General features: G+C 48.0%; 12 protein-coding genes. 5 read left to right on the top strand and 7 right to left on the bottom strand.

Features of this window, described 5'->3' with window-relative positions; translation table 11 throughout:
* Window positions 1-5: 5 nt before the first annotated feature.
* Genes OGH69_RS15630 through OGH69_RS15620 form a run of 3 tightly spaced genes read right to left on the bottom strand, consistent with a single transcriptional unit; the run spans window position 6 to window position 2,675 of the window.
* On the bottom strand, window positions 6-782 hold the full coding sequence (locus OGH69_RS15630; RefSeq protein ID WP_265175427.1) for a heme ABC transporter ATP-binding protein: 777 nt from the start codon (window positions 780-782) through the stop codon (window positions 6-8).
* A gap of 2 nt (window positions 783-784) precedes the next feature.
* Window positions 785-1,819 (bottom strand): FecCD family ABC transporter permease, encoded by a 1,035-nt coding sequence (locus tag OGH69_RS15625; RefSeq protein ID WP_265175426.1) that lies wholly within the window; start codon window positions 1,817-1,819, stop codon window positions 785-787.
* Window positions 1,809-2,675 (bottom strand): heme/hemin ABC transporter substrate-binding protein, encoded by an 867-nt coding sequence (locus OGH69_RS15620; RefSeq protein ID WP_265175425.1) that lies wholly within the window; start codon window positions 2,673-2,675, stop codon window positions 1,809-1,811. Before OGH69_RS15620 ends, OGH69_RS15625 begins: the two co-directional genes overlap by 11 nt.
* A 284-nt stretch (window positions 2,676-2,959) precedes the next feature.
* Between OGH69_RS15620 and OGH69_RS15615 the strand changes: the two genes are divergently transcribed.
* The 4 genes from OGH69_RS15615 (at window position 2,960) to OGH69_RS15600 (ending at window position 8,209) form a co-directional block, all read left to right on the top strand.
* Window positions 2,960-4,597 carry a S41 family peptidase gene (locus OGH69_RS15615; RefSeq protein WP_265175424.1) on the top strand — a complete coding sequence of 546 codons (1,638 nt, stop codon included), beginning with the start codon at window positions 2,960-2,962 and terminating at the stop codon, window positions 4,595-4,597.
* A 36-nt stretch (window positions 4,598-4,633) separates the two neighbouring features.
* Window positions 4,634-5,302: a sulfurtransferase gene (locus tag OGH69_RS15610; protein ID WP_265175423.1), complete on the top strand. Its 669-nt coding sequence runs from the start codon at window positions 4,634-4,636 to the stop codon at window positions 5,300-5,302.
* 118 nt (window positions 5,303-5,420) lie between these two features.
* Entirely contained in the window at window positions 5,421-7,394 is a 1,974-nt protein-coding gene (locus tag OGH69_RS15605; RefSeq protein ID WP_265175422.1) for a KUP/HAK/KT family potassium transporter, read from the top strand.
* Window positions 7,394-8,209, top strand: a complete 816-nt coding sequence (locus OGH69_RS15600; protein WP_265175421.1) for an OmpA family protein — start codon at window positions 7,394-7,396, stop codon at window positions 8,207-8,209. Before OGH69_RS15605 ends, OGH69_RS15600 begins: the two co-directional genes overlap by 1 nt.
* A gap of 170 nt (window positions 8,210-8,379) precedes the next feature.
* Here the strand turns inward: OGH69_RS15600 and OGH69_RS15595 are convergent, their stop codons facing one another.
* The 4 genes from OGH69_RS15595 to pgk all read right to left on the bottom strand — a co-directional run bounded on the left by OGH69_RS15595 (window position 8,380) and on the right by pgk (window position 12,852).
* Window positions 8,380-8,835, bottom strand: coding sequence for a GNAT family N-acetyltransferase (locus OGH69_RS15595; RefSeq protein ID WP_265175420.1), 456 nt, complete (start codon window positions 8,833-8,835; stop codon window positions 8,380-8,382).
* Window positions 8,832-9,809 carry a DUF4837 family protein gene (locus OGH69_RS15590; RefSeq protein WP_265175419.1) on the bottom strand — a complete coding sequence of 326 codons (978 nt, stop codon included), beginning with the start codon at window positions 9,807-9,809 and terminating at the stop codon, window positions 8,832-8,834. The genes OGH69_RS15595 and OGH69_RS15590 overlap by 4 nt, the downstream gene beginning before the upstream one ends.
* A 17-nt stretch (window positions 9,810-9,826) precedes the next feature.
* Window positions 9,827-11,569 carry a lytic transglycosylase domain-containing protein gene (locus OGH69_RS15585; RefSeq protein ID WP_265175418.1) on the bottom strand — a complete coding sequence of 581 codons (1,743 nt, stop codon included), beginning with the start codon at window positions 11,567-11,569 and terminating at the stop codon, window positions 9,827-9,829.
* 92 nt (window positions 11,570-11,661) lie between these two features.
* Complete coding sequence (pgk, locus tag OGH69_RS15580; protein ID WP_265175417.1) at window positions 11,662-12,852, bottom strand: phosphoglycerate kinase; 1,191 nt, start codon at window positions 12,850-12,852, stop codon at window positions 11,662-11,664.
* Between the two features lie 227 nt (window positions 12,853-13,079).
* Here pgk and OGH69_RS15575 point away from each other — a divergent pair, with 227 nt between their 5' ends.
* On the top strand, window positions 13,080-13,574 hold the full coding sequence (locus tag OGH69_RS15575; RefSeq protein ID WP_265175416.1) for a YfbM family protein: 495 nt from the start codon (window positions 13,080-13,082) through the stop codon (window positions 13,572-13,574).
* Window positions 13,575-13,593: the final 19 nt, after the last annotated feature.

The raw sequence follows: 13,593 nt of genomic DNA, 5'->3' as shown, positions 1-13,593 counted from the left end.
TGTATTTAAATTCCAAAAATGATTAAGGGGTTCCGGTTTACCGGATTCGGGCATATCGTACACGGAAAGTTGTACACCCGGCTTATTATTTCTTTTGTGAAAACTTTACAAGGCACGTCGTGAGCCACGATCTTTCCTTTTTTCAGGAGCATTACCCTGTCGGCAAACTGCGCAGCCAGGTTCAGGTCGTGCAGTACCATTACGGCTGTGTTGCCCCTTCCGGTAAAGTTCTTTACGGTATGCAGTATGCGGTGCTGGTGCAGTACGTCTAGGTTGTTGAGGGGCTCATCCAGAAAGACCAGCTTTTCCGACACATCATTATCCAGTTGGCACAATACCCTTGCCAAATGCACCCTTTGCTTTTCCCCGCCAGAAAGCGAGTTGTAGTCGCGGTCTTTCAGTGCGGCCACATCGGTTTCCTCCATGGCAGTAAGCACCGCATCCTTGTCTGTTTTGGAGGGCTGGGCATTAAAGTACGGGTATCGCCCCATCATGGCCACATCGGCCACAGATAACGGGATGTCGCTGTTGTTGCTTTGGGAGAACTTCGCCTTGTTTTGCGCCAGTTCCTTATCGTCCCACTGCTTAAAGGTTTTCTTTTTGAAGATAACAGGGTCGGCAGTTTTGCCCATTTCATTGGCCAGCACGCTCAGCAGCGTACTCTTGCCGGCGCCGTTGGGGCCTACAATCACGAGCAGCTCACCGGTACGGACCGAAACATCGATGCCTTCGAGTATGGTAAACTTACGGTGTGCGTACGATATGTTGTTTGCTTCTAACATAATTACATCTGTTTCCTGTTGCGCATCAGGATGATCATGAATATCGGTGCGCCCATGAATGCGGTAAGCACCCCCACCGATATTTCGCTCGGTGGGGCGATGGTACGGCTCACGGTATCGGCAGTGAGCATCAGTATGCTGCCCCACACCGCCGCGAGCGGCAATATGATATTGTACCTGCTCCTGAATATCAGCCTCAGTATATAGGGCACGATAAGCCCCATGAAGCTGATGGTCCCGGCAAACGCCACGCAGGCGCCTACCATGAGTGCGGTGAGTATTACAATCTGTTTTTTAATGCGTTCAACGGGTATGCCCAGGTGCTGCGCGTCGCGTTCGCCCAGCATCATGGCGTTCAGCGCCTTGCCCTTGTTGATGAGCATGCTAAACGAAAAAGTTACCACCACTGCCAGTATGCCGCATTTGGCCCATGTGGCCCCGGCAAGGCTGCCCAGGTTCCAGAAGGTAAGGTCGCGCAGCTCTTCGTCTTTACTGAAGAAGATGAGCAGCCCCATGACCGCAAACCCTATCGCCGTAATGGCCACGCCGCTAAGGAGCATCATCACGATGTTGGTGCGCCCATTCTGTGTAGAAAGGCGGTACACCGTAACCATTGTAAGCAATGCCCCGAGGAATGCCATAATGCTCAGCAGTGAGTAGTGCAGCGCTTCGGGTATATAGGGCCTGATGTAGCTCCCCAAAACTATCGTGATAGCAGCAAACACTGATGCTCCGGCTGTTATCCCAAGCAAATCGGGCGTGGCTAATGGGTTGCGGAACATACCCTGCAGGCACGTACCGGAAACGGCCAGCGCGCTCCCTATCAGGATGCCCATTACGATGCGCGGCAATCGGAGATCCATTAGTACGAAGCGTTCGGACGGGTCGATGCTGCCGTCGTTGGCCAGGATGCCGTTGAATATTTCCAGGAACGAATGTTTTTCGAATACAAAAACCCCGCTGTACAGCGACCACACCGCTAAAACGATCAGTAGCAGGAAACTCAGCAGCAGGTATATAAAGAGCTTATTTCGCATGTCCTGAAAGCAGCTGGTTCAGCGCTTTTGCCGCTTCGCCGGTGCGTGGGCCAAAGTTGGTAAGCAGGCCGCCATCCATTGTTATGATATTTTTATTCTTGCCGGCATTGGTCTTGTCTACTCCGGGAATTTTCAGCACGCCTTCGATGCCGTTAACGCTCTGCGCACCGCTTTCGAACAGCAGGATCACATCCGGGTTGCCTTTGATGAGCGCTTCTGGCGTGAGCGGCTTGAAGTCGGCAAAATCGGTCACGGCGTTCGCGCCGCCGGCCAGCTGTATCATGCCCTCGATAGGTGTTCCTGTTCCGCTAACCATCAGCATGTTCGCGCCACGGGCGTAGATGAACAGTACTTTAGGTGCTTTTTCAAACTTGGTAAAGCCCTGGCGGTCTGTGTCAATTTTGTCCTGGAGCGCTTTGAAGTCTTCATGGTTAAGCTCCGCAGCTACATCAGCGATAAGCTTTTTAGCTCCCGGGGCTGAAAAATCCTGTTTGAAAATGATTGTAGTAATCCCACTGCCCTTCAGTTTAGACTGCAGGTCAGGCGTCATGTCTTTTTCTGTTCCGAATATTATGGTTGGTTTAAGGTCTAATAATGCTTCTATCGAAAGCCCACGGGATACATGGCCAAGGTCTTCTATCTTTTCACTATTCTTAACACTTTCAGGATACGTTGAAGTAACGTCGCGCCCTACGAGGTTTTTTTCATAGCCTAAAGCCGCTATAACTTCTGTTACAGCACCGTTTAGAGAAACTATCCGGGAAATATCATTTTTGGGTTTGCTGTCCTCATTTTTACAGGAAACGGCCGCAAGCAGGATAAATGCTAAAGCCATGAAATTGGTTATCTTATTCATTGGTTAATGATGTTGTTTAAATTGAATCTAAATTAAGGCAAATGTATTATTTTTATTTAGAATGAAAAAAAATAAGAACTTAAAACTTAAGTGATGCGGCTTCATATAAGGGTTACCTGTGCATATTGATAGTGGCGGGGATTGGACATTACGCACTATTATTTGCCTTTTCCCGTTTGATATTCAGGATGCGGCACAAAGTTTCAGGTGACAATGGCAATAGATTAGCCTTTAATCCTTATTTTCGTAACACGATTATCATCAAAAAATAAAGAAAGGAAATTATGTTTACCAGGTTAAAGAAAAGATATGTACTGCCCACGCTTGCCGCCGGGTTTTTATTTGTTGGGGTAAGCTTTAAAGAGGATTTCTTTGAGATCGCCAAACAGATTGAGATATTCACCACCCTGTTCAAGACCGTGAACAACAATTATGTGGATGAAACCAATCCAGCTCAGCTAATGGACAAAGCCATAAAGAGCATGCTGGAGGACCTGGATCCCTACACCAACTACTTTAACGAGCAGGATGTGGTCAAATTCAAAATCAACAGTACGGGCGAGTATACCGGCATTGGCGCACAGATATCGCGCAAGGAAGGCAAACTCATCATCAAGGAGCCGTACAAAGACTACCCTGCCGACAAAGCAGGCCTGAAAGCAGGCGACGAAATCATACAGATTGGCGATGTGGTGCTTGCCAATTTTAAAGAAGATGCCAGCGAACTGCTGAAAGGCTCGCGCAATACCAAAATCGACATAAAATACCTGCGCCAGGGCAAGCCGATGAGTACCCAGCTGACACTGAACGAGGTAGATGTAAAGGCCGTGCCCTATTATTCGCTCGTTGGCAAGGAAACCGGCTACATTGTGCTTTCGCAGTTCAATGCCAAGGCTTCGCAGGAAACCAAGGCCGCGCTCATCGACCTGAAAGGCCAGGGCGCCAAAAACATCATACTCGACCTGAGGGGCAATCCGGGCGGGCTTTTGAACGAAGCGGTAAACATCTGCAACCTTTTCGTAAAGCAGGACGAGATCATCGTGACCACAAAATCGAAGAACGAGAAATACAACAACACCTATAAAACCCAAAGGCCCCCGGTAGACCTTGATATCCCGTTGGTTGTTTTGGTAGACGGCAAGAGCGCCTCAGCATCGGAAATTGTGGCCGGTGCACTGCAGGACCTTGACCGTGCGGTAATCGTGGGCAGCAGGAGCTTTGGCAAAGGCCTGGTGCAGCGCCCCCTTGACCTTACCTACGGCACACAGGTAAAAGTGACTATTTCGCGCTACTATACGCCTTCAGGACGCGGCATACAGGCACTGGATTATACGCACAAGGATGCAGACGGCAAGGCCATCCGCATTGATAAAAAGGATTACAATGCCTTTAAGACCCGCAAGGGCAGGACAGTATATGACGGTGGCGGCATATTGCCCGATGTAGAGCTGGATGAATCCAAACAAAGCGCCATTGCCGATGCGCTGATACGCAAGGACGGTATTTTTAATTATGCTACGGTATATTACTACAAGAACCCTAATGTAGGCACAGCAATACCCACCGTTTCAGATGCGGAGTTTGAAGCATTCAAGGCGTACCTGAAAAAAGAGAAGTTTGAGTTTGATACCGAGACCGAAAAATCGCTGAAAGAAGTGCTTGAGGTAGCCAAAAAGGAAAAAGTAGACCAAAGCATTGCGGCCGAATACAACCAGCTGCTCACCGCGCTGCAAAAAAGCGAGGAGAAAGAGCTGAACCTCCACAAGAACGAAATAAAGCAGCTGCTTTTGGATGAGCTCATCAAGCGTTACCAATACAAGGAAGGGCTGTATAAATATTACACAACGAGCAACGTTGAAATCCAAAAGGCGGCGGCACTGCTTAATAACGCTGCCCAATACAACAAGATACTTTTAAAATAATATTAATCCCGGCCGCATTGCCGGGATTTTTTTGCCATGCAGCAGCCCCTCCCTCCCATCATCGGCCCAAAAGAACTATTGCTACTTCCAAAGGGCGGCTATATCCTCATAGATGCCGGGCCATCACGCGAACGTTATAACGACACGCACCTGCAGGGCGCTCTTTATGCCGACCTTAACGCCGACCTTGCACAGGTTCCTCCAGACCCGAAGGATGGCGGGATGCAGGCCGCGCAGAAAGAGGGTTTTGCGGCAAGCCATGCCATTGAAACGCCAAAAGGCAGGGAGGATTATACATTCTTAAACTGGCAATTGCCCACAGCAGATATGGATGGCGCTGCTACTGCCGCTGCAGGCGGAGAATCAATTGTCATCGATGTACGTGACAAAGAACGCTTTGCAGGCATTACAGAACCTGTCGACCCCATCGCGGGCCATATACCGGGAGCAATTAATATTCCGTTTGCATCGAACCTGGATGCGGATGGCAAATTCCTTTCACCTGAACTATTACGTGAAAAATACGTTGCGGCGCTGGGGAATATCCCCACCGGAAATGTAATAGTGCATTGCGGTTCGGGCGTTACGGCATGCCATACACTGTTGGCGCTGGAACTTGCAGGGCTGGGCATTCCTGCCTTATATGTGGGTTCCTGGAGCGAATGGTCCCGTAATGGCAAACCGATTGCCGGCAACATTAAGTGATTTCTTACATCTTATTCCCGCAAAGACCAAATATAACACGTTCAAACTGGCGGATTTATAAAAAACATATACCTTTGCCTTCTAATCTAATTTAATCGTGGGCCATAGTCACAAACACATGAGCAAGGTAACCCTTGGCGGTCTGATAGTTACCTTGGGGATTATTTACGGAGATATAGGAACCTCGCCCCTATATGTAATGAGGGCAATTTTTGGCGAAAAGGAAGCCATACGTGAAGAACTGGTGCTTGGGGCACTATCCTGCATCTTCTGGACAATTACACTCCAAACCACGATTAAGTATGTCTGGCTCACCCTAAAGGCCGACAACAAAGGTGAGGGCGGCATCTTTTCGCTGTACGCGCTGCTTAAGCGCTTCAAGAAAAAATGGATGATCGTACCTGCCATCATAGGGGGCAGCTGCCTCCTGGCTGACGGGTTCATTACGCCTCCCATCTCTGTATCCTCTGCCATTGAGGGTCTGCGCATTTATAATGAGGATCTTGACACAGTACCTATCGTCATCTCGATACTTTTCGTTTTGTTTTTCGTGCAGCGTTTCGGAACATCGCTCATCGGCAAGGCTTTTGGCCCTATGATGCTGCTGTGGTTCAGTATGTTGGGGGTACTGGGAGTAATTGCCATATCCGGGAATGTATTTGTCCTGAAAGCATTAAACCCTTACTACATTCACTACCTGCTCGAGATGCACAGCGAAGGCTTTTATGTGCTTGGCTTCGTATTCCTTTGTACTACGGGTGCCGAGGCGCTTTACAGCGACATGGGGCACTGTGGCAGGGGCAATATCCGCGTGAGCTGGATATTTGTAAAGACGATGCTCGTGCTCAACTACTTTGGGCAGGGCGCCTACCTTATGGCCCACAAAGGCGAAACCCTTACGCAGATAAGCGGAAAGCCGCATGACCCGGCCAACCCTTTCTACCTGTTGATGCCCGAGTGGTTCCTTCCTTTCGGTATTGCCATTGCCACATCGGCTGCGGTTATCGCATCGCAGGCGCTCATCAGCGGTTCGTTTACCATGATATCCGAGGCCATGCGCCTCAACTTTTGGCCGAAAGTTTCGGTTAAGTACCCTTCAGAGCTCAAAGGGCAGCTTTACATCCCTTCGGTCAACTGGATGCTGTTTGCGGGCTGTGTTTCTATTGTACTCTACTTCCGCGAATCGAGCGCCATGGAAGCGGCCTATGGCCTTGCGATTGTCATATGCATGCTAATGACGACATCACTATTGGGTATGTTCATGGCTACACGCCGTTACCCTACAGTGGTGATCCTGGCAATAATCACGGTTTACCTTGTTATTGAGGGCGCTTTCTTCATGGCAAATATCGACAAATTCCACAATGGAGGCTACGTGTCAGTTATTATAACGGGCGTGTTGGGTGTAATAATGACGGTGTGGTTCTGGGCGAAAAAGATTCGCAGCGAATATACCGAGTTTACCAAGATCGAGAACTACAAGCAGGTATTGTCTGAATTGAGCAATGACACGTCCATACCAAAATATGCCACCCACCTGGTGTACATGACCAATGCCCAGCTGGGCGACGAGGTGGAATCGAAGATCATTTATTCGATACTGCAAAAAAGGCCAAAAAGGGCTGACATTTACTGGTTTGTACACGTGAATGTGGTGGATGAGCCCTACAAAATGGAGTACCGCGTACGCGAAATCATGAAAGATGACGTTATAAGGATAGACTTCTATCTCGGATTCCGTGTGGCGCCAAGGATAAACCTTATGTTCAAGCAGGTGGTGCGCGACATGGTGCAGAAGGGCGAAGTGGACATTACCAGCCGCTATGAATCGCTTAACCGAAACAACGTTATAGGCGACTTTAAGTTTGTACTGATAGAGAAATTCCTGTCATACGACAACGACCTGCCGTGGTACGAGAGGATCGTGCTCGACATTTACTTTGTGCTCAAGCAGGTAAGCCTCTCCGAAGGCCGTGCGTTTGGCCTGGACAGCAGCTCGGTAAAGGTGGAGAAATTCCCGATAGTGATCCATCCGCCGGAAGACCTCGTGCTTACGCGTGTTGATGAGAGCAATGTACATAATAACGATTGATGAAAAAACTATTTTACCTGGCGGTCCTTTTGCTTGTGCAGCCCCTGATAGCACAGGAAGAGACGCTTTATTCCATTTACTTCGAATTCGACAAATATAACCTTGACGACAAGCAGGGCAATAACGTAGTGGCCTTTATCAAGGCGATCGATACCACCAGGATCGAAACCATACAGATATTTGGCTATTGCGACGACCGCGGCAAGGACGAGTATAACTTTAAGCTTTCGACCAAGCGCGCCAATACCATACGCGACACGCTGATTGGCCGCGGTATAAAGAACAAGATCATCGTGACCATAGAGGGCAAGGGCCGCATCATGCTCGATGAAGACATTGATAACATAAGCGAGGCACGTTCCAAGAACCGCCGCGTAGACGTTGTGGTCAACTTCAGGCCGGCGCCACCGCCAAAGCTCGATCCGGGCTTTTACAATACGATTAAGAAAGACATGATCGTGGGCGATCACATTTACCTGGAAAATATACTCTTTGAGCGCGGCAGCAGCAAGCTCACCGCCAAATCGCGTACCGAACTGGAAAAAGTAGCCCGGCTGCTCCAAAAATACAAGAACCTCAGCTTCGAGATACAGGGCCACATCTGCTGTACGCCATCGTTCCACAAGGAGGCTATTGACAAGGACACCAAAAAGCGCGAACTCTCAACCAACAGGGCGCTGACGGTTTATAAATTCCTCGCCTCAAAAAACATCCCAAAGACACGCATGGTCTACAAAGGCTATGGCAACACAAAGCCTCTGGGTAAAGGCAGCGAGTACGACCGCAGGGTGGAACTGGTGATTACGAAGATTTAATTTCAGATTTCAGATTGTAGATTTCAGATTGAGGTCACTCCTGCCGGATAATTGGCCACATGAAATTGAAAGATATTTAATCCAGGACTTTGCTTGATTAGAACACCGCTAACCGTTTTTTGATTTACCATTTTTCAGATTATGAGTGTAGCTCAATCTGAAATCTGAAATCAAAAATCTGAAATGGCATGCATCCGGATGTGCGGTATGTCATCTTCAAGATACTGTTCCCCATCTTGTACAAAGCCGTGGCTTTCGTAGAATTTTTTCAGGTACAGCTGTGCCGAAATGGTAATGCTTCCGGTATTAAAGTGCTGTCTTATACCGTCAATCGAGGCTTTCATCAGGCTGTGGCCCCATTTTCGGTCACGGTATAACGGACTGATGACCACCCGGCCTATTGAGGCATTGTCAAAATAATAACCGGGCGCAAAAAGGCGCGTATAGGCCACAATCTTACCGTCATGGCTGCCCAGCAGGTGCAAAGCCTTGTCGTCTTTGCCGTCAATGTCCTGGTAAACGCAATTTTGCTCCACCACAAACACTTCACTGCGCAGTTGCAGCACTTGGTATAGTTCAGGTAAAGAAAGTTCGTTAAATCGCTTTATTTTAAATTCGGGGATCATAGGAATTTTATGGACTTGATTATCGACTCCAGTTCCATGATAAGGTCCCTTTTGTCGGAAGACGGGCTGTAGATGAACCCTTCTACCACGAGGTAGCATTGGTGCTTGTCGTCGCGGATGGCATAGTTGAGGAAGGGGCCGTTCATGAAATCGCCCTCCATCTCCCAGTTGCCGCGGGTTTCAAAAGCCCGCTTATCGTTAAAGCCGGTCATGAAAAAATAAGGCGAATAGGCCTCTTCGGTAACCATGAAAGTGCCCTTTTCAGTACCATGGATGTATTGCCGGCCTATGGAATCTCGCATCCTGATAATATTGTTCAGGATATCCTTATCCCTTTCCAGCACATCATATTTAACCGTATACAGCAACACATTGGTGTTGCCGCTGGGGATATCTTTCTTGAGCCAAAGGAATTTGTCGTTCTTAACCGGAATGCCGTACGTTGCCGGAACGTTGATGGAAATGCCGTACTGCGAAGAAAAGACGCTTTCCGTGAGTAGGCCTTCTTGCTGGTTTCGCTTTTGGATTTGTGCAATCTCGGTTTGCCTTATGGTACGGATCACCTCATCGGCATGCATGTCGATAAGCTCCAGCAGCTCATCTATAGACCTGCCTGTTATGGTAAATGTGTTTTGGGGCTTGCAGTTGCCGTCCTGCCTGAACTTAAAATCCCTTTTCCCGGATTTCTCCACCACAATGATGTTCCTCAGCTTTGTCATGTCGGCCTCAAACGATGCGTCATTGAGCTGGCTAAGGGTAAAAAGGGGCTCCTCCTGGCTAAGGCCGTCTAGCGGGGCGGCAAACCTTTTGCGCAGGCTGTCGCCTACCTCGCCGTTCCAAAGCACATCATCTATTACGATCGATATTTCGTTAAGTTTGCCGGCAGAGACTTCGGCATCGGTTTCTTCACCCGTTTTGCAGGCAATGCAGCAAAGCATGAAAACAAAACAAGCGAATTGTTTTATTTTTCCCATGGTGAGGTTGTATTTGATTAGTTTACCTCTTTCACCTTCAGCTTCATGCCCGGCTGGATGCTCTCGCCCTGGATTTTATTCCATGTTTTGAGGTTCTCCACAGTAACACCGGGGTGTTTTTTGGCAATGCTGAACAATGAATCGCCTTTTTGCACAATATACATGCGCTGCTCTTCATAGCTGGTAGACCTCGACTTTCTCGCAGGCTCTTTGGCAGCCACTTCGGTTTTGGCTTCCGCTTCGGCCACATCTTCTGCAGCCTCTTCGGTTTCTTCCGGTTCTTTGGTATTTTCGGCTATAGCCGTTTTGCTGTTGGCGGCAACATCCTTAGCTTCTTTGGTTTCTTTTTTCGTTTCCCTGGCGGCAATCGCTTCTTCTTCCTTAACCGGTGTGCTGATCGTGATGGCCTTTTGGATCTTCAGCCTCTGCCCTATCTGGATGTTGTTGCCCTTTATCCTGTTCCACTTTTTCAATTCAGCCACGCTTACATCATATTTGTTGGCAATGGCACCCAGGTTGTCGCCACGTTTTACCGTGTACGATTTTGTAGTTACAGAAGATGTCCTCTTCTTTTTGGCCGATGGGGCAGCATCATTGGATGCATAGGCCGTTTCCGGCTTGCTTACAAAGAAAGGCTTTTCGCGAAGGCTTTCCTCATAATCAACATAGGCATATACGCTGTTTTCGTTGGAAGCGAAAATGGCAGCCTTATCTTTCGGAAGTCTTATGTAGTGGGCTTTATCTGACGTGAACGGAACAATGTCCAGCTTGTAGATCGGGTTCAGGAACTGCAGCTGGCTTACCGGCATGTCGAGCAGTTTCGAAATCTGCTTGAACGATATCTGGCGCTTCACCATTATGGTGTCGGTCTCAAAATACGATAGCGGTGCTTTTTTAGCATTGATGCCGTGCTCTTTGGCATATTCGTAAATGTACATCGTTGCCAGGAAGGTAGGCACATACGCCTGTGTTTCCTGCGGCAGGTTTTTGCGGATGTTCCAGTAATTGTGGTAGGTGCCAGAGCGGCGTATGGCCTTGGTCACATTGCCCGGCCCGGCATTGTACGATGCAAGCACCAAATCCCAGTCGCCAAAGATGTTGTACAGGCTCGACAGGTATTTGCACGCTGCCTCGGTAGCTTTCAAAGGGTCGCTGCGCTCGTCAACGTAGGAGTTCACCTCAAGGTTGTACTGCTTGCCCGTTGGGTACATGAATTGCCACAACCCTGTTGCCCCTACCCTGGACTTAGCCCTTGGGTTAAGCGCCGACTCGATCACGGCAAGGTATTTTATCTCGATAGGCACATTGTATTTGGCCAGATGCTCCTCGAACATCGGGAAGTAGAATTCCGATATGGCCATAAGGCGCTCGTACGAACGCGGCCTGTTCTTGAGGTACGATTTTATGATGTTCTCCAGCCCCTTGCTGTACTCAATGTTAAAGGGTGACTTCGCATCCAGCGCGGCCAGCCTTTTCCTGAGCAGCTCGGTATCAAGGACATAATCCACCTCAACATCAGGGTTGATGTTTTTCAGGTCTTCCTGCATGCCTTCAAAAAGGTCCTCATTGGCAAGCTCCTTCAGCCAAAGGCTGTCGATACATGCCATTTCCTCATGGTGCGTGAACGATGCCTTGATGGAATCTAAATAGGATAATTTCGTTTCAGTCTTAAAAGGGATGCCTGCATCGGCGCTTTCCTGGGCAAAACCCGTAAAGGAAAACAGCGCGAGGACAATCGGCATTACACTTTTTTTAATCATAATTTACTTTTTTAAGGAGTTAAATTACAGGGCTTTGCATGCTACAAACCTATAATAACTCCATAGTGTGTTTTCTATTATAAACTTTAACACTACTTGCCCTGTATAGCGGCAATTCCCGGTAGTGTTTTCCCCTCCAGCATTTCCAGCATGGCGCCACCGCCTGTGGAAACGTAACTCATCTTCGGCTCAAGGCCAAACTGTTTTACTGCCGCTACCGAGTCGCCCCCGCCTACCAGCGAGAAAGCTCCTTTTTCTGTAGCTTCGGCTATGAAGTTGCCAAGGGTAATGGTGCCTTTGGCAAAGTTTTCCATTTCAAATACGCCCAGTGGCCCGTTCCACAGAATGGTTTTGGACTCCAGGATCACTTTTTTGAAGTTTTCCAGTGACTTCGGCCCGGCATCAAGCCCCTGCCATCCGTCCGGTATCTCGTTCACGTCAACCACCTTCGTGTTGGCATCGTTCTTAAACCCGTCGGCAGCAATAACGTCTACCGGAATGTGCACCTGTACGCCTTTCTCTTTGGCTTGCTTCAGGATGTCGAGGGCCAGTTCCTGCTTGTCGTCCTCGCAAATGGAGTCGCCAATCTTGCCGCCTTGTGCCTTTACGAACGTAAAGGTCATGCCACCGCCTATGATCAGGTGGTCTACCTTGTCCAGGATGTTTTCGATAACCGTGATCTTCGACGAAACTTTCGACCCGCCCAAAACGGCCGTTACCGGCTTTTCGCTGTTTTTAAGCACCTTGTCCAAACTTTCGATCTCCTTGGCAAGCAGTGTGCCAAACACTTTATTTTCAGGAAAGTAATTTGCTATTATCGTTGTAGATGCGTGCGCGCGGTGTGCGGTGCCAAAGGCGTCGTTCACGTACACATCGCCCAGCTTGCTCAGCTTTTCGGCAAAGCCTTCATCACCGGCCTCCTCTTCTTTGTAAAAACGGAGGTTTTCCAGCAGCAGCACTTCGCCCGGCTTCAGGCCGGCAGCCGCCTGGGTTACCTTGTCGCCTATGCAGTCGTCTACAAATTTCACTTCAACGCCCAGTATTTCAGATGTCTTGGCTACAATGTGCTTCAGGGAATATTTATCTTCTTTCCCTTTCGGCCTGCCCAGGTGCGACATCAGGATCATGCTCCCGCCGTCTTTCAGTATCTTGTCGATTGTTGGCTTGGCAGCTTCGATGCGGGTGTCGTCGGTAACGTTGAAATCTTCGTCCAGCGGTACGTTGAAATCTACCCGTATTACTGCTTTTTTGCCATTAAAATCGATATCCGAAAGTGTTTTCATTAGGTCGTGTTTTTAGATTGTCCTGATTTTGAAGAAAGGCAAATATAATCGTTTCTGTTAATAAATAGCCAAAAAAATGTTCACAAACATTTCTGTATTTGTTGCAAAAATATGGATTACAGCAATTTACACATATGTTAAAGTTGTGTTATGTAATGAAGGGGGAGTTTTTTGTAACCAATTCGTATATTCGTAAAATTACATAGCAAATATAATCATCATCAAAAATGGGAATAGTCTGTGAATTATATCGTGCAAGCGACAAACTCATTGCAGAGATAGCCTCGCATCCGCAAGGAGCAACAAATTTTGTAAATGAAAATTTTGCTAATGTAGAGGGCGATCTCCCTGGTGATGGTACAGAATCATCTATGGATAAGGGATGGGATGTTGCTTTTTTTCTGTTAAAAGAGGCCGACCCCTCGCCCAACAAAGTACTTTCGGGTTGGCGTGGCAAAGCGTTTGATGAAAGTAATTATGATACCCCTTATTATCTCACATCAAATCAGGTCAAAGCCATGGCTCCCGTACTTGCTGCCCTTAACCACCAGGATATTAAAAACGCTTACAACCTTGAAAAGATGGAAACAGAAGAGGTGTACAGGGCCGGCTCATATATTTTAAATCAGTGGGATTATTTTATAGCTCACACCAACGAAATTATTGATATTTTTAAAAAGGCTGCTGAAAACAATGAGGGAATTATTATTAATTATAGTTAAACATCTTTGACAAAGTTAT

The sequence above is a fragment of the Flavobacterium sp. MFBS3-15 genome, from assembly GCF_026107645.2.
Classification (GTDB): Bacteria; Bacteroidota; Bacteroidia; order Flavobacteriales; family Flavobacteriaceae; genus Flavobacterium.
This window is presented reverse-complemented; position numbering and strand designations above follow the sequence as displayed.

Coding starts and splice junctions, on each gene's coding strand:
- OGH69_RS15630 (WP_265175427.1), bottom strand. CDS start 782: ATGTTAGAAGCAAACAACATATCGTACGCACACCGTAAGTTTACCATA.
- OGH69_RS15625 (WP_265175426.1), bottom strand. CDS start 1,819: ATGCGAAATAAGCTCTTTATATACCTGCTGCTGAGTTTCCTGCTACTG.
- OGH69_RS15620 (WP_265175425.1), bottom strand. CDS start 2,675: ATGAATAAGATAACCAATTTCATGGCTTTAGCATTTATCCTGCTTGCG.
- OGH69_RS15615 (WP_265175424.1), top strand. CDS start 2,960: ATGTTTACCAGGTTAAAGAAAAGATATGTACTGCCCACGCTTGCCGCC.
- OGH69_RS15610 (WP_265175423.1), top strand. CDS start 4,634: ATGCAGCAGCCCCTCCCTCCCATCATCGGCCCAAAAGAACTATTGCTA.
- OGH69_RS15605 (WP_265175422.1), top strand. CDS start 5,421: ATGAGCAAGGTAACCCTTGGCGGTCTGATAGTTACCTTGGGGATTATT.
- OGH69_RS15600 (WP_265175421.1), top strand. CDS start 7,394: ATGAAAAAACTATTTTACCTGGCGGTCCTTTTGCTTGTGCAGCCCCTG.
- OGH69_RS15595 (WP_265175420.1), bottom strand. CDS start 8,835: ATGATCCCCGAATTTAAAATAAAGCGATTTAACGAACTTTCTTTACCT.
- OGH69_RS15590 (WP_265175419.1), bottom strand. CDS start 9,809: ATGGGAAAAATAAAACAATTCGCTTGTTTTGTTTTCATGCTTTGCTGC.
- OGH69_RS15585 (WP_265175418.1), bottom strand. CDS start 11,569: ATGATTAAAAAAAGTGTAATGCCGATTGTCCTCGCGCTGTTTTCCTTT.
- pgk (WP_265175417.1), bottom strand. CDS start 12,852: ATGAAAACACTTTCGGATATCGATTTTAATGGCAAAAAAGCAGTAATA.
- OGH69_RS15575 (WP_265175416.1), top strand. CDS start 13,080: ATGGGAATAGTCTGTGAATTATATCGTGCAAGCGACAAACTCATTGCA.